General features: G+C 63.9%; 19 protein-coding genes. 8 read left to right on the top strand and 11 right to left on the bottom strand.

Annotated features, from left to right (window positions below; translation table 11 throughout):
* Positions 1-71: 71 nt before the first annotated feature.
* Positions 72-875: a type I methionyl aminopeptidase gene (gene map, locus ACFFUC_RS11250; RefSeq protein WP_377686277.1), complete on the bottom strand. Its 804-nt coding sequence runs from the start codon at positions 873-875 to the stop codon at positions 72-74.
* A 116-nt stretch (positions 876-991) separates the two neighbouring features.
* On the opposite strand from map, the gene ACFFUC_RS11245 reads away from it, so the two are divergent.
* Together ACFFUC_RS11245 and ACFFUC_RS11240 are read left to right on the top strand one after the other, a co-directional pair.
* Positions 992-1,729 (top strand): competence/damage-inducible protein A, encoded by a 738-nt coding sequence (locus ACFFUC_RS11245; protein WP_377686309.1) that lies wholly within the window; start codon positions 992-994, stop codon positions 1,727-1,729.
* Between the two features lie 7 nt (positions 1,730-1,736).
* Complete coding sequence (locus ACFFUC_RS11240; RefSeq protein ID WP_377686276.1) at positions 1,737-2,468, top strand: GNAT family N-acetyltransferase; 732 nt, start codon at positions 1,737-1,739, stop codon at positions 2,466-2,468.
* A 50-nt stretch (positions 2,469-2,518) separates the two neighbouring features.
* Here the strand turns inward: ACFFUC_RS11240 and ACFFUC_RS11235 are convergent, their stop codons facing one another.
* The 4 genes from ACFFUC_RS11235 to cls form a co-directional block, all read right to left on the bottom strand.
* Positions 2,519-2,917, bottom strand: a complete 399-nt coding sequence (locus ACFFUC_RS11235; protein WP_377686274.1) for a hypothetical protein — start codon at positions 2,915-2,917, stop codon at positions 2,519-2,521.
* A gap of 22 nt (positions 2,918-2,939) precedes the next feature.
* Positions 2,940-3,725 (bottom strand): DUF6478 family protein, encoded by a 786-nt coding sequence (locus ACFFUC_RS11230; RefSeq protein WP_377686273.1) that lies wholly within the window; start codon positions 3,723-3,725, stop codon positions 2,940-2,942.
* Between the two features lie 273 nt (positions 3,726-3,998).
* Positions 3,999-4,382 (bottom strand): 4a-hydroxytetrahydrobiopterin dehydratase, encoded by a 384-nt coding sequence (locus ACFFUC_RS11225; RefSeq protein ID WP_377686271.1) that lies wholly within the window; start codon positions 4,380-4,382, stop codon positions 3,999-4,001.
* Positions 4,383-4,401: 19 nt separating this feature from the next.
* Complete coding sequence (gene cls / locus ACFFUC_RS11220) at positions 4,402-5,829, bottom strand: cardiolipin synthase (protein WP_377686269.1); 1,428 nt, start codon at positions 5,827-5,829, stop codon at positions 4,402-4,404.
* Between the two features lie 88 nt (positions 5,830-5,917).
* Between cls and accD the strand changes: the two genes are divergently transcribed.
* Positions 5,918-6,850, top strand: a complete 933-nt coding sequence (accD, locus tag ACFFUC_RS11215) for an acetyl-CoA carboxylase, carboxyltransferase subunit beta (protein WP_377686267.1) — start codon at positions 5,918-5,920, stop codon at positions 6,848-6,850.
* Positions 6,851-6,902: 52 nt separating this feature from the next.
* Positions 6,903-8,171, top strand: coding sequence for a bifunctional folylpolyglutamate synthase/dihydrofolate synthase (locus ACFFUC_RS11210; RefSeq protein WP_377686266.1), 1,269 nt, complete (start codon positions 6,903-6,905; stop codon positions 8,169-8,171).
* A 191-nt stretch (positions 8,172-8,362) separates the two neighbouring features.
* On the opposite strand, the gene ACFFUC_RS11205 is transcribed toward ACFFUC_RS11210, so the two are convergent.
* Together ACFFUC_RS11205 and zapE are read right to left on the bottom strand one after the other, a co-directional pair.
* Positions 8,363-8,629 carry a DUF2171 domain-containing protein gene (locus tag ACFFUC_RS11205; protein WP_377686265.1) on the bottom strand — a complete coding sequence of 89 codons (267 nt, stop codon included), beginning with the start codon at positions 8,627-8,629 and terminating at the stop codon, positions 8,363-8,365.
* A 137-nt stretch (positions 8,630-8,766) separates the two neighbouring features.
* On the bottom strand, positions 8,767-9,867 hold the full coding sequence (gene zapE, locus ACFFUC_RS11200; RefSeq protein WP_377686263.1) for a cell division protein ZapE: 1,101 nt from the start codon (positions 9,865-9,867) through the stop codon (positions 8,767-8,769).
* A gap of 98 nt (positions 9,868-9,965) precedes the next feature.
* On the opposite strand from zapE, the gene ACFFUC_RS11195 reads away from it, so the two are divergent.
* A complete protein-coding gene (locus ACFFUC_RS11195; RefSeq protein WP_377686261.1) occupies positions 9,966-11,438 on the top strand; it encodes a coniferyl aldehyde dehydrogenase in 1,473 nt (490 codons plus the stop codon).
* Between the two features lie 3 nt (positions 11,439-11,441).
* On the opposite strand, the gene ACFFUC_RS11190 is transcribed toward ACFFUC_RS11195, so the two are convergent.
* Both ACFFUC_RS11190 and ACFFUC_RS11185 read right to left on the bottom strand, forming a co-directional pair.
* Positions 11,442-12,755, bottom strand: a complete 1,314-nt coding sequence (locus tag ACFFUC_RS11190; protein ID WP_377686259.1) for an MFS transporter — start codon at positions 12,753-12,755, stop codon at positions 11,442-11,444.
* Between the two features lie 260 nt (positions 12,756-13,015).
* Positions 13,016-14,218 (bottom strand): pyridoxal phosphate-dependent aminotransferase, encoded by a 1,203-nt coding sequence (locus ACFFUC_RS11185; RefSeq protein ID WP_377686257.1) that lies wholly within the window; start codon positions 14,216-14,218, stop codon positions 13,016-13,018.
* 106 nt (positions 14,219-14,324) lie between these two features.
* Between ACFFUC_RS11185 and ACFFUC_RS11180 the strand changes: the two genes are divergently transcribed.
* Positions 14,325-14,567, top strand: a complete 243-nt coding sequence (locus ACFFUC_RS11180; RefSeq protein WP_377686307.1) for a succinate dehydrogenase assembly factor 2 — start codon at positions 14,325-14,327, stop codon at positions 14,565-14,567.
* An 84-nt stretch (positions 14,568-14,651) separates the two neighbouring features.
* On the top strand, positions 14,652-15,155 hold the full coding sequence (locus ACFFUC_RS11175) for a MarR family winged helix-turn-helix transcriptional regulator (protein WP_377686255.1): 504 nt from the start codon (positions 14,652-14,654) through the stop codon (positions 15,153-15,155).
* Positions 15,156-15,298: 143 nt separating this feature from the next.
* Here the strand turns inward: ACFFUC_RS11175 and ACFFUC_RS11170 are convergent, their stop codons facing one another.
* Positions 15,299-15,727, bottom strand: coding sequence for a VOC family protein (locus ACFFUC_RS11170; RefSeq protein ID WP_377686253.1), 429 nt, complete (start codon positions 15,725-15,727; stop codon positions 15,299-15,301).
* 145 nt (positions 15,728-15,872) lie between these two features.
* Between ACFFUC_RS11170 and thyX the strand changes: the two genes are divergently transcribed.
* Positions 15,873-16,778: an FAD-dependent thymidylate synthase gene (thyX, locus tag ACFFUC_RS11165; protein ID WP_377686251.1), complete on the top strand. Its 906-nt coding sequence runs from the start codon at positions 15,873-15,875 to the stop codon at positions 16,776-16,778.
* A gap of 86 nt (positions 16,779-16,864) precedes the next feature.
* Here thyX and ACFFUC_RS11160 read toward each other — a convergent pair whose 3' ends face one another.
* Positions 16,865-17,647, bottom strand: a complete 783-nt coding sequence (locus ACFFUC_RS11160) for a 3-hydroxybutyrate dehydrogenase (protein ID WP_377686305.1) — start codon at positions 17,645-17,647, stop codon at positions 16,865-16,867.
* Between the last annotated feature and the right edge of the window lie 140 nt (positions 17,648-17,787).

The raw sequence follows: 17,787 nt of genomic DNA, 5'->3' as shown, positions 1-17,787 counted from the left end.
AAACGGGACATGAAAAAAGGCGCGGCCGAAGCCGCGCCTTTTTCGTTTCGATCCCTGCGAAAGCGCCGCGCTCAGGCGCCCAAATCGGGGTAGAATTTGCCCGAAGGCGAAAGCGTGAAGATCTCGCAACCCGTCGCGGTCACGCCGATCGCATGTTCGAACTGCGCCGAGAGCGATTTGTCGCGCGTCACGGCGGTCCATTCGTCGGCAAGCGTCTTGGTCTCGGGACGGCCGAGGTTGATCATCGGTTCGATGGTGAAGAACATGCCCTCTTCCAGCACCGGACCTTTGCCCGGATGGCCGTAATGGAGCACGTTCGGTGCCGAGTGGAACACCCGCCCGATGCCGTGGCCGCAGAAATCGCGCACCACCGACATGTTGAAGCTTTCGGCATAGGACTGGATCGCATGGCCGATATCGCCGAAGGTCGCGCCCGGACGGACGGCCTCGATGCCCTTCATCAGGCTGTCGTGGGTGACCTTGATCAGGCGCTCGGCCTTGCGGCTCGCTTTGCCCGCGACATACATCCGGCTCGAATCGCCGAACCAGCCGTCGAGGATCACCGTCACGTCGATATTGAGGATATCGCCGTCATGGAGCACTTTCTCGCCCGGAATGCCGTGGCAGACGACATGGTTCACGCTGATGCAGCTTGCATGCTGGTAGCCGCGATAGCCGATGGTCGCGCTGACCGTGCCCAGCTCGACGACGCGGCGGGTGATGAAGGCGTCGATTTCGCCCGTGGTTGCACCCGGTTTGACCAGCGCGCCGACCTCGTCGAGAATTTGCGCCGTGATCTGGCCGGCAGCATGCATTCCCTTGAAGTCTTCAGGGTTGTGGATCAGGATCCCCTCTTTGGTCCGAACTTCGCTCATCACTTCCTCACATTCTGTTGCCTGAACAGATAGACCTCGCGCGGGCCTTGTTCCACCCCTGTGCGACCACCTATACCCTGAATGCATGCCAGCCTGCCTGAGAAGAGGGACGAATGATGCAATCGGACAACCCCACAGCCGCCATTCTGGTCATTGGCGACGAGATCCTTTCGGGCCGCACCCGCGAAGGCAACGCCCATTACCTGTCGCAGGTTCTCAACAGCATCGGGATCGACCTGCGCGAAGTCCGCATCGTGGCCGATGACGAGGACCAGATCGTCGGCGCGATCCGCGCGCTGGACAAAAGCCTCGGCGGCAGCTGCGACATGCTGTTCACTTCGGGCGGGATCGGGCCGACCCATGACGACATCACCGCCGATGCCGTGGCGCGCGCTTTTGATACCGGCATCTCGCATAACGACGAGGCCCGCCGCATCCTGACCGCGAATTGGGAAAGCCGCGGCGTCGAGATTACCGAAGCGCGCCTGCGCATGGCCCGCATTCCGCATGGCGCGCGGCTGATCGAGAACAAGGTCTCGGCCGCGCCCGGATTCCACATCGGCAATACTTTCGTGATGGCGGGCGTTCCCAATGTCTTCACCGCCATGGTCGAGGCGGTTCTGCCCGAGCTGACCAAAGGCCGCCCCTCGATCAGCGAGGCGCTCGAGGTCATGCGCCCCGAATCCGAAGTCGCGGGGCCTCTGCGCGCCGTGGCCGAAGAATTCAGCGACCTCTCGCTCGGCTCCTATCCTTTCAAGCGCGGCGAAAGCTACGGCACGAATTTGGTGATCCGCGGCCTCGACGGCGCACGGGTCGCGGCGGCTATGACCGCTTTGCGCAACCATTTCGGCTGAGCCGCCCATGGCGATCGACCAAACCCTCGCACGCGCCTTCGAGACGACCTGGCCCGCTGCGGAGTACCGCGATCTGGGCGGCTTCCGCATCGGGCGGGGATTGGGCGGTGGCGGGCGGATCAGCTCGGCGCTGGCCTTGGGCCCCGATTGGCAGGAAGACGCCATTCCCGCCGTCGCACGTATCCAGAAAGACTGGGACCAGATCGCGCAATTCCGCGTCTGGGAAGACGACACGCGCCTGACCGAGGCCCTCGCGCGGCATGGCTATGGCGGGTTGCGTCCGACCGAGCTCCATGTCGTGGAGATCTCGCGCCTGACCGACCGCGTGCCGCCGCCGCTCACCGCTTTCGAAATCTGGCCGCCGCTTGCGATCCAGCGCGAGATCTGGGCCGAGGGTAATATCTCGGCACCGCGCCAAGCCGCGATGGAGCGCGTCACCCTGCCCCGCACGGCCTTGCTCGGCCGACTCGACGATCACGCTTCAGGCGCGGCTTTCGTGGCGGTGGACGGCGATGTCGCGATGATCCATGCCGTCGAGGTCGCGCCGAAAATGCGCCGCCGCGGCATGGCGGAATGGCTGGTGCGGCAAGCGGCGATCTGGGGCGCGGCACAAGGCGCGCGCCGTCTGGCGCTGGCCATGACCGCCAGCAATGCCCCGGCGGCTGGGCTTTACGGCAAGCTCGGTTTCGAAAAGGCGGCAAGCTACCGCTATTGGGAGCACCTCCCCGCAAAGGCCTGACCCAAAGGGCCCGACCTCAAGTGCAGGTCGCGCAAAACGGCGCGCGGGGCCTATTGCCCCGCTTGCGCCAATCCGGCCGCCATGCGGCGGAATTCGCGCTTGAGCATATCCAGCTCGCTGCGCAACAGGCCCAGCTCGGCCAGCAAATCCTCGTCCAGCGCCCCGCCCGCGATCATCGGCAGGCTGGCCAGACGCAGGGCATCCGCACCCAAAGGCTCGAGCCCCTCGCCGCCATCCTCGAACAGCAGGAAGGTCTGGACCCCGTCGAAAAGCCGCTCGGAGGGGATCGTCACCGAAATCCGCCAGCTTTTCTCGCCATCGGGCGAGACCGTCGCCACGGCAATCACCTCGCCCAGATGGGTCAGGACCACGCGGCCGAAGGGCTGCTCGCGACGCACGACGCCCTGCCAAACGCCACCTTTGAGGCCAAGCGATTCAAATCTGTCCATATCGGTCATCCTCTCGGGCGGCTCAGAACTCGGCGCGCAAATGGCGCGAGACGAAGAGTTCGCGCAGTTGCAGCGCATTCATGAAGGGGCTTTCGAAAATCAGGTCGATCCAGATCTTCTCCAGCCGCTTTTCGTTGATCTCGGTATAGGCGAGGTCGAATTCCGTGACCTGATGGCCGACGCTGTTGGTGCCGAGCTCGGCGAGATGATGCGTGACCTGATCGGTATTGGGCCCGCTCAGCACGTTCAGCCGCGCATAGACATTCATGGCGCGCTCGGCCGAAAGGCCGGTTTCGAGGCGCAGGATATGGCTGCGCGTCAGCCCCGAAAGCGCATCCTTGGGCAAGTCGATCGAGAGCGACAGGAAGCTGCCCGAAAAGGCGAAAACCTCCATTTCGAGACCGAAGGGCGCAAGGTCGGTCTCGCGCAGGTTGGAGATCTGCTTGAGGATCAGCGCGCTGTCGCGGCAATCGTGCCAGACGGCGGCCTCTTCGCCCAGACGGTCGCCGCTCTCGGGCGAGGCGATGCCGGTCGGGCGGATCGGAGTCGACATCAAGCCCGGACGCCAGCGCCAGTCGGTCCCGATCGGCAGATGCAGCGCGCTGAGGGCCTCGCGGCCCAGCTCGATCCGGCGGTCGGTGCGGATCAGCACGAGATCGAGCTTGCGGCGCAGCACCAAGGCCTCTTCGCGCAGGCTGCGTTTGCGCACGGTTCCCAGACCGGCGGCAATCTCGGCCACATGGGACCAGCGGCGGTAGGCCGCCTCGCGCAGTTTTCGGTCAAGCCATTTGCGGGGCCGGATCGCCATGCTCTGTCCTCATCTTCATCTTCGGTCGTCGCCCGCTCCCCCCCACCGGACCAGAAATTTCCGGGCTTTGCAGCCGCGTTGCGCAGCGGCGCGGGGATCGGGCATGAAATTCGGTTGTAATAGCGCATCCTTATGCCGACTGGTGGGGCGGCTGCCAGTCATACTTGCGCCCAACAGAGAAATTCCTTGCTGCCTGTCGCCGCAAAGAAACGCGCAAATTACCGGAATCAAACAAAAAAGAGCAGGAAGCTTCCCGCAGGCAAGCCGATTGGCCTAGCCGATGGCCGCATTCACCCGCGCCGCGCAGATCAGGTCGTTCATCGTCACGCCGCCCGCCGAATGGGTGGTGAAACGCAGGCTGCAATAGCCCCAGCCATAGCTGATATCGGGGTGGTGATTGGCCAGATCGGCGATCCCGCCCGCGACCATGGCCAAAGCCTGCGCGCGCAGAAAGCTCTTGGTGTCCAGCCGCCGTCCGATCGCGCGGCCCTCTTCGATCAGGCTCCAGCCTTCGAGCGCGGCAAGCCCCCCCGCCAGCGTCTCCTGCGCCAAAAGAGGCGCACCATCGACGATCCGGCCAGCAGCCAGGGCCGGTACCGAGAAAACGCCATTCTCCGGCGCGAAATCAGAGGCGGAACCCGTCATCTTCGCAGTCATGCTTTCCTCCTGCCACAGCTCAGAGCAAAGGCGCAGCCAGCGCCAAGAGATTGTTGCGCAGGCGCCGCCACACCGACCATGCCTTGATATCCTCGCGGGTGATCTCGACCGAGCGCTCGACATAGCTCATCTGGCGCTCGAAAAGATCCATCGTCACCTCGGTGCTGAGCGTGAAGATGTTCATCTCGTAATTCAGCTCGAAGCTGCGGCGGTCCATATTGGCGCTGCCGAACATCGCCACTTCGCCGTCGACCGTCATGATCTTGGCGTGCAGAAGGCCCGGCTTGAACAGGAAAAGCCGCACGCCCGCCTGAACCAGACCGTAGTAAAAGCCCTCGCTGGTGGCGCCCACAACCAGAGAATCGTTGCGCTCGGGGACGATCATCCAGACATGGACACCGCGCCGCGCCGCCGCGCGGATCGCGGCATCAAGCGTGCCGTCGGGCACATAATAGGGCGTCGTGATCACCACGCTTTCGCGCGCGGCATGAAGCATCGCGACCATGCTGTCGGCCATCGTGCCCTGCCGCAGGTCCGGACCCGTCGCCACGACCTGCGCCACCACGCCCGGCTCTTCTGCGGGCGGCACGAATACCAGCATGTCGCCCAGATCCTCGCCGGTATAGCTGATCCAGTCCTGCAGGAAGATCACCTGCATCTGGCGCACGACCGGCCCCTCGATGCGCAGGAAGACATCGACCCATGGCGCGAATTTCGGTTTGACCGCAAAGGCCTTGTCCGAACAGTTGCGGCTGCCGGTGAAGCCAACGGAATTGTCGATCACCACGATTTTGCGGTGGTTGCGCAGGTCCATGCGCTGGAAAAGCGCGCCGATGATCGGCAGGCCGAGCGGAAAGGCCTCGACGCATTCGACGCCGGCCTGCTTCATCTGCTGCCACGAGGACGAGCGCGAGAAAGCCCGCGAGCCGATCGCATCGATGATCGAGCGTACATGAACGCCGCGACGGGCCGCGCGGATGACCGCATCCGCGACCTTGCGCCCCGACACGTCGTCGAGCCAGATGTAGAACAGGATATGGACATGATGGCGCGCGGCATCGATCGCCGCGACAAGATCGTCGATCGCATCATCGTCCTCGGACAAAAGCGTGACGCGATTGCCCGCAACGGCCTGCAAACCACCGATCGCCTTGTTGGTCGCCAGAACCGGTCCGTTATCACCCTCGGGCGTGTCGATGTGATAGGGGCTGCTCTCCCAGCCGCCGGTCAGGTGGTCGCGCACGTCGGCCATCTTCTGGACCTCGGCACCGCGCATCCGCACTTCGCCGAAGAGGATATAGGCGATGATGCCGACCAGCGGCACCAGCTCGATCACGAGGATCCACGACAGCCGCACCGTCGGTTCGAGCCGCGGGCGCAAAAGCACGCGGATCGAAACCGCCAGCGCGAGGGCATAGTGAAGGATGGCGATTGTTTCTGTCCACATATGGGCATTAAGACTCCGGCACAGCGGAATTGCAATTCCCCGCTTCTCGGCCTATCTCATTGCCCGAGTGCAGAGAAAAAGGCTTCCGATGAACTGGATCACCAACTACGTCCGTCCGCGCATCAATTCGCTTTTCTCGCGTCGCGAAGTGCCCGAGAACCTTTGGACGAAGTGCCCCGAATGCGGCACGATGCTGTTCCACCGCGAACTGGCCGACAATCTCAATGTCTGCACGACGTGCCAGCACCATCTCGCCATTTCGCCGCGCGACCGTTTTGCGGCGCTTTTTGACGGCGGCGTCTTCGTCGACGTGAAAGTGCCCGAGCCGGTCGCCGACCCGCTGCATTTCCGCGACCAGAAAAAATATCCCGACCGCATGAAGGCGGCACAGAAATCCACCGGCGAAAAAGAGGCGATGCTGGTCGCCGAGGGCGAAATCGGCCGCACGCCGGTCGTCGCCGCCGCGCAGGACTTCGCCTTCATGGCGGGCTCGATGGGCATGTATGTCGGCAATGCCATCGTGGCTGCCGCCGAACGCGCCGTCAAACTCAAGCGCCCTCTGGTGCTGTTCTCGGCCGCAGGCGGCGCGCGCATGCAGGAAGGCATCCTGTCGCTGATGCAGATGCCGCGCACCACGGTCGCGGTCCAGATGCTCAAGGAAGCGCGCCTGCCCTATATCGTCGTGCTGACCCATCCGACGACCGGCGGCGTCACCGCATCCTATGCCATGCTGGGCGATGTCCAGATCGCCGAACCCAATGCGCTGATCTGCTTTGCCGGTCCGCGCGTGATCGAGCAAACCATCCGCGAGAAACTGCCCGAAGGCTTCCAGCGCGCGGAATATCTGCTCGAGCACGGGATGCTCGACCGCGTGACGCACCGCAAGGAACTGCGCGGAGAGCTGATCTCGATCCTGCGCATGATGATGCGCCAGCCCGCACCGATCGCGGCCGATCTGCCTGCGCCCGGCACGATCGCGGCAGCCCATGCCGAAGCCGAAGCAGATGCCAAGGCCGGTTGAAACCGGCCTTTCCTGCCCCATAATCCAGACCGTCTTTAGCCAGGGTGTTGCCATGTCCGGCTCCGATGCCATTCTTGCGCGGCTGATGTCGCTTCACCCCAAGGTCATCGACCTGTCGCTCGACCGGATGCACCGCATCCTCGACGCGCTCGGCAATCCCGAGAAAAAGATCCCGCCGGTGATCCATGTCGCGGGCACCAACGGCAAGGGCTCGACCCAGGCCATGATCCGCGCGGGTCTGGAATCGGCGGGGCTCAAGGTCCATGCCTATACCTCGCCCCATCTCGCGCATTTCCACGAGCGCATCCGCGTCGCGGGCGAGCTGATCTCCGAGCCGATGCTGGCCGAAATGCTGGCCGAATGCGAGGCCGCGAATGCAGGCGAGCCGATCACCTTCTTCGAGATCACCACCGCGGCGGCCTTCCTCGCCTTCTCGCGCATCGATGCCGATTACACCCTGCTCGAGGTCGGGCTTGGCGGCAGGCTCGACGCGACCAATGTGATCGAGGATCCGCGCCTGACGGTGATCACCCCGATCTCGATCGACCACACCCAATATCTCGGCGACACGCTCGAGGCGATCGCGGGCGAGAAAGCCGGCATCCTCAAGCGCCGCGTGCCCTGCATCGTCGGCCGCCAACTGCCCGCCGCCCGCGAGGTGATCGAGGCCCGCGCCGAAAGGCTCCACGCGCCCCTGCGCATCGCGGGTCAGGATTGGGTCTCGCTGCGCGAAGGCGACGCTCTGGTCTATCAGGACGACAACGGGCTGATGGATCTGCCCCTGCCCGCTTTGCCCGGCCCCCACCAGATCGACAATGCCGGAACCGCGATTGCCGCCCTGCGCGAATTGGGCTTCGGCCGCGTCGAGGCCCGCGCCGCCGTGACCGAGGTCGAATGGCCGGCACGGATGCAGCGCCTCAAATCCGGCCCCCTGGTCGAAGCGGCGGGCGATTGCGAGCTCTGGCTTGACGGCGGCCACAATCCCGCAGGCGGCATCGCGATTGCGGCCACGCTGGCGGCTTTGCCCAAACGCCCGACCCATCTGGTGTGCGGCATGCTCAACACCAAGGATGTCGTGGGCTATATGCAGCCCCTGACCGCCGTGGCCCTCAGCCTGACGGCGGTCGCCATTCCCGGCGAGGCGGCAACGCTCAGCGCCGAGGAAACAGCCGCAGCCGCCACCGAGGCAGGCTTTGCCGCAACCACGGCCCCCGACACGCTCGAAGCCGTCCGCAGCCTTGCCAAGGCCCATCCGGGTGCGCGCCTGCTCATCTGCGGCTCGCTTTATCTCGCCGGACAGGTCCTCAAGCAAAACGCATAGAGCCCGCCCACTCGCACAAGAAAACAGGGCCGCAGCTCAAAGCGCGGCCCTTTCTTCATCACGGAAATACCCCCAAAACCGCGCCGCTGCCGTGACCGCGCCATTCCACGCCGCGCAGCCCTCTCCCCGAAAGCAACAAAGCCGGCGCCGCCCAAGGCGTGCCGGCCCTGCCTCGTCTTCGACGAGCAGTCTCAGTATTTGATCGGCTTGCCGTCGCGGTCTTCCTCTTCGAGGATCTCCACCAATGCCGCATTGGCCGAAAGCCACAGCTTGTTGCCCTCGGTCGAGGCGATGTTGTTGACATGGATATAGCGGTGATGCGTCAGTTCGACCCCATGCTCGGGATCATGCCGCTTCAGCTTGATGCGGTTTTCGTCGATATGATCGACGATGCCGACATGGACGCCATCTGCGCCCACGATTTCCATATCCGGTCTGACCTTTGATTGAAAATTCATGGAGAGCTTCCTTCTGTCCGGCCCGATCGCGACGGACCCGACAGCGAAACCCGAAACCCCGCACGCTTGTTCCGCCAAATCGCTCACATCGGCTCGCTTTTGCGCGACCGGCGGCGACGATACCTAAAGCGGGCGGATCAGGCGGGCTTGCCCCAATGCTCGTCGCGCATCTCGTGCAGACGGCTGGCGGTGCGCTCGAATTCAAAGGCCCCTTCGCCCTCCGCGTAAAGGCGGTCGGGCTCGTCGGCGGCGCTGGCGAACAGCTTGACCTTGGCCTCGTAAAGCGCGTCGATCAGCGTCACGAAGCGCTTGGCCTCGTTGAAATTCGAGGCGCTCAGCAGCGGAACCCCGTCGATGAACAGAACGTCCACCGCTTCGGCCAAAGCCAGATAATCGGCTGGACCCAAGGGCTTGCCGCAGAGGTCCCAAAACCCCGCCCGCGCCATGCGCCCGACATGCTGCGGCAGCTCCAGCTTGCGGCCCATGACCTCGAGCACCAGGGGCGAGGCCTCCGCGCCGCCCGCGAGATCCGCCCAGATCGCGTCCAGCTCGGCCCGCGCCTCTTTGCCGGCGGGCGAAAACCAGATCTTCCCGCCCTCGAGCCGGCCCTGACGGTGGTCCTGCGCCGAGACCAGCTCGACCACGTCCATCTTCTCGCGGATCAGCGCGATGAAGGGCAGGAAAAGCTGGCGGTTGAGGCCGTTCTTGTAGAGATCCTCGGGCACGCGGTTCGAGGTGGTGACGATCACAACGCCGCGCGCAAGCAGCACCTGAAACAACCGCCCCACGATCATCGCATCGGCAATATCGGTGATCTGCATCTCGTCGAAGCACAAAAGCCGCACCTTGTCGGCGACCTCATGCGCGACCGGAGCGACAGCATCGGCCACGCCCTTGGCGCGCATCCGCTGCAAACCGGCCTGTATTTCCTGCATGAATTCGTGGAAATGGACGCGGCGCTTGGCCTCGAAAGGCGCAGCGTCCATGATCAGGTCCATCAGCATCGACTTGCCGCGACCGACCCCGCCCCAAAGGTAAAGCCCCTTGGCCGCGACCGGATCGGGCTTGGGGCTGCGCGACAAAAGCGACAGCCAGCCCGATTTCACGGGCGCGGGCGTGCCGTCCCCGAGACGCGCCACCAGCGCATCCAAAGCCGGCAGGACCGCGCGTTGCGCGGGATCGGATTCCAGAGCGCCGGCGGCAACGCGGGCCTCATATGCTTGGGTCACGCTTGTCATGGCCCACCCCTGCCAAGAAGCCTGCCCGACTGCAAGAGGGCGCGGCGCTTGCGTCCGAAATTCCGCACGCCTAGCCTGTCCCCAAACCGGAGGTCCCGATGCCAGATCCCGCCCCGAACATGCACGAAGACAGCCCGCCCGCGACCGCCCAGGGGCAAGCCGCGACAGGTGCCGCGTCATCCGACACAGCCCTTCGTGCCGCCTTTGATGCGCTGTTTCAGGCGAGCCGCGCCGATCCTTTGCCGGATTGGCCCCGACGCCGCGCGCGGCTTTTGGCGCTCAAGACCATGATCAGGCGGAACCGCACAGTCTTCGGCGCGGCCATTGCGCGCGATTTCGGCCAACGCCCGCAGGCCGAGACCGATATGGCCGAGATTTTCCCCTCGCTTCAGGAAATCCGCCACGCCCTGCGCCACGGCAAAGGCTGGATGCGGCGCAGGAAAGCGGGTGTCAGCCTGCCCTTTTTACCAGCACGCGCCGCGATCCATCCCCGTCCGGTCGGGCTTGTGGGGATTGTCGCGCCGTGGAATTACCCGCTGTTCCTCGCCATCGGCCCGCTGGTCTCTGCCTTTGTCGCGGGCAATCGCGCCATGGTGAAGCTCTCCGAACATGCGCCTGCCTTTGCCGAAGCCTTCGCCACCGCCGCAACCGCGCATTTCGACGCGCAGACACTCGCGGTCGTCACCGGCGGGCCCGAAGTGGCCGCGCCTTTCACGGCGCTGCCCTTCGATCATCTGGTCTTCACCGGCTCGACCGCGATCGGGCATCATGTCATGGCGGCAGCGGCAGCAAACCTGACGCCCCTCACGCTCGAACTTGGCGGCAAATCGCCCGCGCTGGTCGCGCCCGACGCCGATCTCGATCAGGCGGTTGCGGCCATCATGCGCGGCAAGCTGCTGAACGCGGGCCAGACCTGTATCGCACCCGATTACGTCCTCGTGCCGCGTGCGCGACAGGACGATTTCATCGTTGCCGCGAAGGCATGGGTCGCGCGCCATTATCCCGCCCTCGCGGGCAATCCCGATTACAGCCATATCATCAATCCCGCGCAATTCGCCCGCCTCGACCGGGCGCTGCAGGCCGCGCTCGCCAAGGGGGCCTCGGCCCATGCGCTCAGCGATGCCGCGCCCGATGCCGCGCGCCGCCTGATGCCGCCGCTGATCGTGCTCGATGCGCAAGGACCGCTCGCCGAGGAGGAGATCTTCGGCCCGATCCTGCCGCTGGTCCCCTATGACCACCTGCGCGAGGCCGTCGCCCATATCACGGCACGCCCGCGCCCTCTGGCCTTCTACCCCTTCACCCGCGACCCCGAGACCCGCGCGCTTTTGCTCGCGCACGTCACGGCGGGAGGCGTCAGCGTCAACGACACCTTGTTCCACATCGCCCAACCCGGCCTGCCCTTTGGCGGGATCGGCGCAAGCGGTATGGGGGCCTATCACGGCAAGGCGGGGTTCGAGCGCCTCTCGCATCTGATGCCGGTCTTCGAGCAGGCCAAAATGAACGGGGCGGGACTGCTCGCCCCGCCCTATCGTCACCGTTTCCGCAATCTGATGCGCCTGTTGATGCGCTAGGTCCTAACCGATCGAGCGGTTGCGCGTCTCGACGCCGATCAGAAGGGTCAGCACCGCCGCGAGCAGCAAGAGCCCCGCGAAAAGGCCGATCGCCACGCCAAAGCCCTGTGCGATGATCGAGCCGAGAAGCGAGGGGGCAAGCAGCCCGCCAACGCGCGCCACCGCGCCCGCCGTCCCCATGCCGGAGCCGCGCAGGCCGGTCGGGTATAGCTCGGGCGTATAGGCGTAAAGCGCGCCCCATGTCCCCAGAAGCGCAAAGCTCATCAGAAGCAGCGAGGCCGCGATCATGACCGGCCCGCTCGCGATGGTGAACAGCAGGCAGCCGAGCGCCGAAAGCACGAGAAAGAGCTGCAGCGTCGGACGGCGGCCCCAGGTCTCGACCCCATGGGCGGCCAAAGCATAGCCGGGGATCTGGGCCAGAGCCATCAGCACAAGGAAGCCGTAGCCACGCACAAAGCCGAAACCACCGCCCGCTAGCTGCGGCGGCAGCCAGACAAAGACGCCGTAATAGGACAGCGACACCAGAAACCACACCGCCAGAATCGACAGGGTGCGGCGGCGCAAAGCGGGACCAAAGAGCCCGTTCGGATCGGATTCGGTCGGCGTCGGCACGATGCGGACCGCATCGGAGAAGGGCTCGGCACCATTGACCGCGAGCACGCGCGCAATCACGGCGCGCGCCTCGGCATCGCGGCCCGATTTGATGAGATACATCGGCGATTCCGGCACCCAGAGCCGCAGCCCGACCCCGATTACCGCCGGAACGGTCGCAACCGCCATAATCCAGCGCCATTGGTCGGCCTCGATATAAAGCGAGGCGAGCCAGGCCGTCACCGCGACGATGATCGTGCCGATCGCCCAGAACCCCTCCAGCCAGACCAGCCAGCGCCCGCGGTTCTTGGGCGGAAGAAACTCCGCCATCATCGCGTAATCGACGGGCAAAGTGCCGCCCACCCCGACGCCGGTCAGGAAGCGCAAAACCAAAAGCACGGTAAAGCTCGGCGCGAACACCGACAGCACGCCGAAGATCGCCTCGCAGGCGACCGTCAGCAACAACACCTTGCGTCGGCCGATACGGTCGGCGACGCGCCCGAACAGCGAGGCGCCGACAAACATGCCCAGAAAGAACAGGGTGCCGGTCTGGAGCGCCTGCGGCACGGTCAGATCAAAGCTCTTCGCAATCGAGGCCGCAGTAAAGCCGATCGCGATGACCTGCATCGCATCCGCCGTCCAGACGAGGCCGAAAATCCCCAGCAGGCGCCTCTGGAACCGTCCCGCCCCGGCGCGCGCCAAGGCGTCGTCGATCATCACATCCATCGGGCTCTCCTCCTGCCTGATCTGACTGGAATGTGACTTGCCCGAGCAATGGGGCTTTTGTCCAGCGCGCATTTCACCTCGCGGAACGCAAAGGAAGATTGATCAACCACAGGGCGAGCATGGCGGAATTTCCGCCTCGAAATCGGGCCTTTCGCGGAACGCGGCTCTTGGCCCGCGACAAGAACCCGCGATCCGCGCCCATGAAAAAGGCCGCCCCGGAGGGGGCGGCCCGAAAGAGCATTCCGGCTCGGGCTCGCGGCTTATTTCAGCCCTTCGCAGAAGCTTTTGATCCGCGCGCAGGCATCCGCGAGCACCTCGTCCGAGGTCGCATAAGAGATGCGGAAATGCGGCGAGAGGCCGAAAGCCGCACCAAAGACCACGGCAACACCGGTCTCGTTCAACAACGCGGTGGCGAAAGCCTCGTCATCGGCAATCACCGCACCACCGGCCGAGGTTTTGCCGATCAGATCGCGGATCGAGGGATAGACGTAGAACGCCCCCTCGGGCTTGGGGCAAACGATGCCGGGCGCTTCGTTCAGCGCGGCCACCACCAGATCGCGGCGACGCTCGAAGACCGCGCGGCTTTCGGCGATGTAATCCTGCGGCCCTTCCAAAGCGGCCAAAGCCGCATATTGGCTGATCGAGCTGGGGTTCGAGGTCGATTGCGACTGCAGCTTGCTCATCGCCTTGATGAGGATCTCGGGCGCCGCACCATAGCCGATGCGCCAGCCGGTCATCGCATAGGCTTTCGACACGCCGTTCATGGTCAGCGTGCGGTCTTTGAGCTTCGGCTCGATCTCGGCAATGGTCGAGAATTTGAAGTCGTCAAAGACCAGATGCTCGTAGATGTCGTCGGCCAGCACCCAGACATCGGGGTGGCGCAGCAGGACATCGGCCAGAGCGCGCAGGTGATCGGCGCCATAGCCCGCACCTGTCGGATTCGAGGGCGAGTTCAGGATCACCCATTTGGTCTTGTCGGTGATCGCCGCCTCCAGCTGCTCGGGCGAGATGCGGTAGCCGTGCTGCATCTCGGCCTCGATCGCGACCGGCGTGCCGCCCGCGAGCAGGACCATGTCGGGATAGCTGACCCAGTAAGGCGCGGGAATGATGACCTCGTCGCCGGGGTTCAGCGTCGCCATCAGCGCATTGTAAAGGATCTGCTTGCCGCCGGTGCCGACAGTGATCTGGGCGGGGGTGTAGTCGAGGCCGTTCTCGCGCTTGAACTTGGCGCAGATCGCCTTTTTCAACTCGGGAATGCCGTCAACGGCGGTATAGCGGGTGTGACCTGCGTCGATCGCAGCCTTGGCAGCCTCGCGGATATGCGCGGGGGTGTCGAAATCCGGCTCTCCGGCCGAAAGGCTGATGATGTCACGACCTTCCGCGGCGAGTTCGCGCGCGCGGTTGGTGATGGCAATGGTCGGCGAGGGTTTGACGCGGGCGAGCGTCTGGGACAAAAAGCTCATCGGACAATCCTGCAACTGATGCGGCCTTTTCTTAGGCCTCTCGGGGCGGGCAAGCAACCGGGGCAAAAGCGTGACCGAAGAAGAAGCAAGATTGAAACGGCTGTCGATGCGCAGCTGGCGGCGGGGCACCAAAGAGATGGACCTGATCCTCGGCCCCTTCTCGGACAGCGAATTGAAGACGCTCTCGCCGGCCGAGCTGGATGAATATGAGCAGCTTTTGAATGAAAATGATCAGGACCTTTATCCTTGGATTACAGCACGTTCGCGTGGCGAAACCCCGGGTCCTCAGGAATTCGAGGCTCTTTTGAACCGAATTGCGGCTTTCTCGCTTGATCGCCTGCGGCGCTGATCCGCGAATTCCGGCGCGCCATTAACCGAAGATTGGGGAAGTTCGGGCAAAGTGATCGGCGATTGGTCACTCACGGATTTGTTCATGCCCCCGAATATTGCTTCTGCCATGCGCCCGACCTTGGCGCGCGACCGGACCGGCTCCTATCTTGAAAGCCTGCAGATTCTCGAACGTCTGCACCGGCTTTTGCTGGATCTGGTCAAAGACGAATTCGAGCGTCTGGGCCGCGACGACCTGACGCCGGTGCAGGCGCTGATCCTGTATAATCTCGGCTCTTCCGAAGTGTCGGCGGGCGAATTGCGTTCGCGCGGGATCTATCAGGGCTCGAACGTGTCCTATAATCTCAAGAAGCTGGTGCAGATGGGCTTCGTTAGCCACGAACGCAGCGAGGCGGACCGCCGCTCGGTCCGCGTGCGCCTGACCGATTCGGGACAATTGGTCCGCGATACCGTCGCCTCCCTTTTCGCGACCCATGCCGACGGGCTGGAAGCATCGGGCATTCTCGACGATCCGGCGATCGAACAGGTCAACCTGCAATGGCGCCGGATCGAACGCTTCTGGTCCGAACAAATCCGCTACATCTACTGACCACAAAGCTTTGAACGCGCCGGAATTTTCCGGTGCAACGGAACCGCATCCCCCGCATCAGGGCCGATCACCGCGGAGACATCCGGTTCCGCATTCCCGACAGGCAGCCGCATAATCCGGCTGCCTGTCCCTTGCATACGGGCTCACCAATGGCCGGTATTGGCCATGCTCGACCAAGGCTCCTGCGGCGGCAGATGGTCCCCCTCCTGCAGCAGCTCGATCGAAACATTGTCGGGGCTCCTCACAAAGGCCATATGGCCGTCGCGCGGCGGGCGGTTGATCACCACACCCGCGTCCATCAGCTTCTGGCACAGGTCATAGATATTCTCGACACGGTAGGCGAGATGGCCGAAATGGCGGCTGTCCGAAGGCAGGCCCTCGTCCCCGTCCCAGTTATAGGTCAGCTCGACCGGCGTATCCGGCTGACCGGGTGGCGCCATGAAGACCAACGTGAAGCGGCCCTTGTCGTTGTCGATCCTGCGCGTTTCCACCAGCCCGAGAAGGCCGAAGAACGCCATGGTCTTTTCCAGATCGGCAACGCGCACCATCGTGTGCAAATAGCGAATATTCATCACTTTCCTCCCGAGGACTTTGACCGAAGACTGGCACGCGGCCATAAATTACACAATTCCCCCCACCTCACGTCACGGCAGTTGCACGTTGCAAGAAGAGCGCCTGGGTGCCAGAAACAGAACCTACAAAGACGAGGATTCTGCGATGCCCCTGACCCCCGAACAGCAAGCCGAAATCGACGAGCAGCGTGCCCATCCGCAGCCGACCCTGCGCGCGGTTTCCCCGGGGATGGAAAAGCATCTCTATACCGCCCATCCGGTCCTTGATCACGGCCTTGTCCGCGTCATCGACTATATGGGCGACGACAGCGCGATCACGCAGGCCGCCCGCGTCAGCTACGGCCGCGGCACCAAATCGGTCAGCAATGACGAAGGCCTGATCCGCTATCTCATGCGCCACTGGCACTCGACCCCGTTCGAGATGTGCGAAGTCAAATTCCACGTCAAATTGCCGGTCTTCGTCGCCCGCCAATGGATCCGCCACCGCACCGCCAATGTGAACGAATATTCGGCGCGCTACTCGATCCTCGACCGCGAATTCTACATCCCCGCCCCCGAACAGCTCGCCGCGCAATCGACGGTGAACAATCAGGGCCGCGGCCAGACGCTGCAAGGCGAAGAGGCCGCCCGCGTCCTCGACCTTTTGCGCGAAGACGCGATGCGCAGCTACGACAGCTACGAATCCATGCTCAGCCAGGACGGCCAGCAGGGCCTCGCGCGCGAACTGGCCCGCATGAACCTGCCCGCCAATATCTATACGCAATGGTATTGGAAGGTGGATCTGCACAACCTCTTCCACTTCCTGCGCCTGCGCGCCGACCCCCATGCCCAATACGAAATCCGCGTCTATGCCGAAACCATGGGCCAGATCGTCAAGGATTGGGTGCCCTTCGCCTATGGCGCCTTCGAGGATTACCGCCTCGGCGGCACGCAGCTTTCGGGCAAAGGGATCGAGATCATCAAACGCCGCCTCGCAGGCGAAACGGTGACCTTCGAGAACTCGGGCCTCAGCAAAGGCGAGTGGCGCGAATTCGAAGCGGTCTGGGGCTGATCCACGGCCCGTCACGCACAGAAGAAAGCGGGCAGAGTTCCCCCCTGCCCGCTTTCTTCATCACATAAATACCCGTTTTCCGGCGATCACATCGCGGTCCAGCCGCCATCAACGGAAATCGTCGTGCCGGTGATCTGGTCGGCGGCCGGCGAGCACAAAAACACCGCCGTCCCCCCCATCTGCGCCGTCGTCGCGAACTCGCCCGAGGGTTGGCGCTGCAACATCACCTTCGCGATCACATCCTCGCGGCTCATGTTGTGGGCCTTCATCTGGTCGGGGATCTGCTTCTCGACGATCGGCGTCAGAACATAGCCCGGACAGATCGCATTGGCGGTGATCGGCTCGCGCGCGGTCTCGAGCGCGGTCGTCTTGGTCAGCCCGACCACGCCGTGCTTCGCCGCGACATAGGCCGATTTGAACTCCGAGGCACGCAAACCATGGGCCGAGGCGATGTTGACGATGCGGCCCCAGCCGGCCTTGCGCATCATCGGCAGCGCGACGGCTGTGGTGTGGAAGGCCGAGGACAGGTTGATCGCGATGATCGCATCCCATTTCTCGACCGGAAACTCGTCGATCGGCGCGACATATTGGATGCCCGCGTTATTCACCAGAATATCGCAAACCCCCGCCTTTTCGATCAGGGCACGGCATTCCGCGCCTTTCGACATATCGGCCTGGATATAGCGAACCTTGACGCCATGCTCTTTGGCCAGAGCCTCGGCCAGAGCGTGATCCTCGGGCGCATCGGTGAAGCTGTTGATGACAAGATCCGCACCGGCACGGGCAAGCTCGTGCGCGACACCCAAGCCAATCCCCGAATTCGACCCGGTCACGACAGCCGTCTTTCCGGCCAGGAACTTCTCGAACATGACGATCCCCAATTTCGTTTGCATATGCAGCATGAACCCTATGCTGCGGGGACAAGTTCCGCATAAAAAAAACGCCCGCACAAGGCGGGCGCTAAGTCATGAGGCAGGTTTCATACAGGCAAGAAACCTATCGAGCAGTG

This window comes from Paracoccus cavernae, assembly GCF_042430175.1.
GTDB classification, from domain to species: domain Bacteria; phylum Pseudomonadota; class Alphaproteobacteria; order Rhodobacterales; family Rhodobacteraceae; genus Paracoccus; species Paracoccus cavernae.
This window is presented reverse-complemented; position numbering and strand designations above follow the sequence as displayed.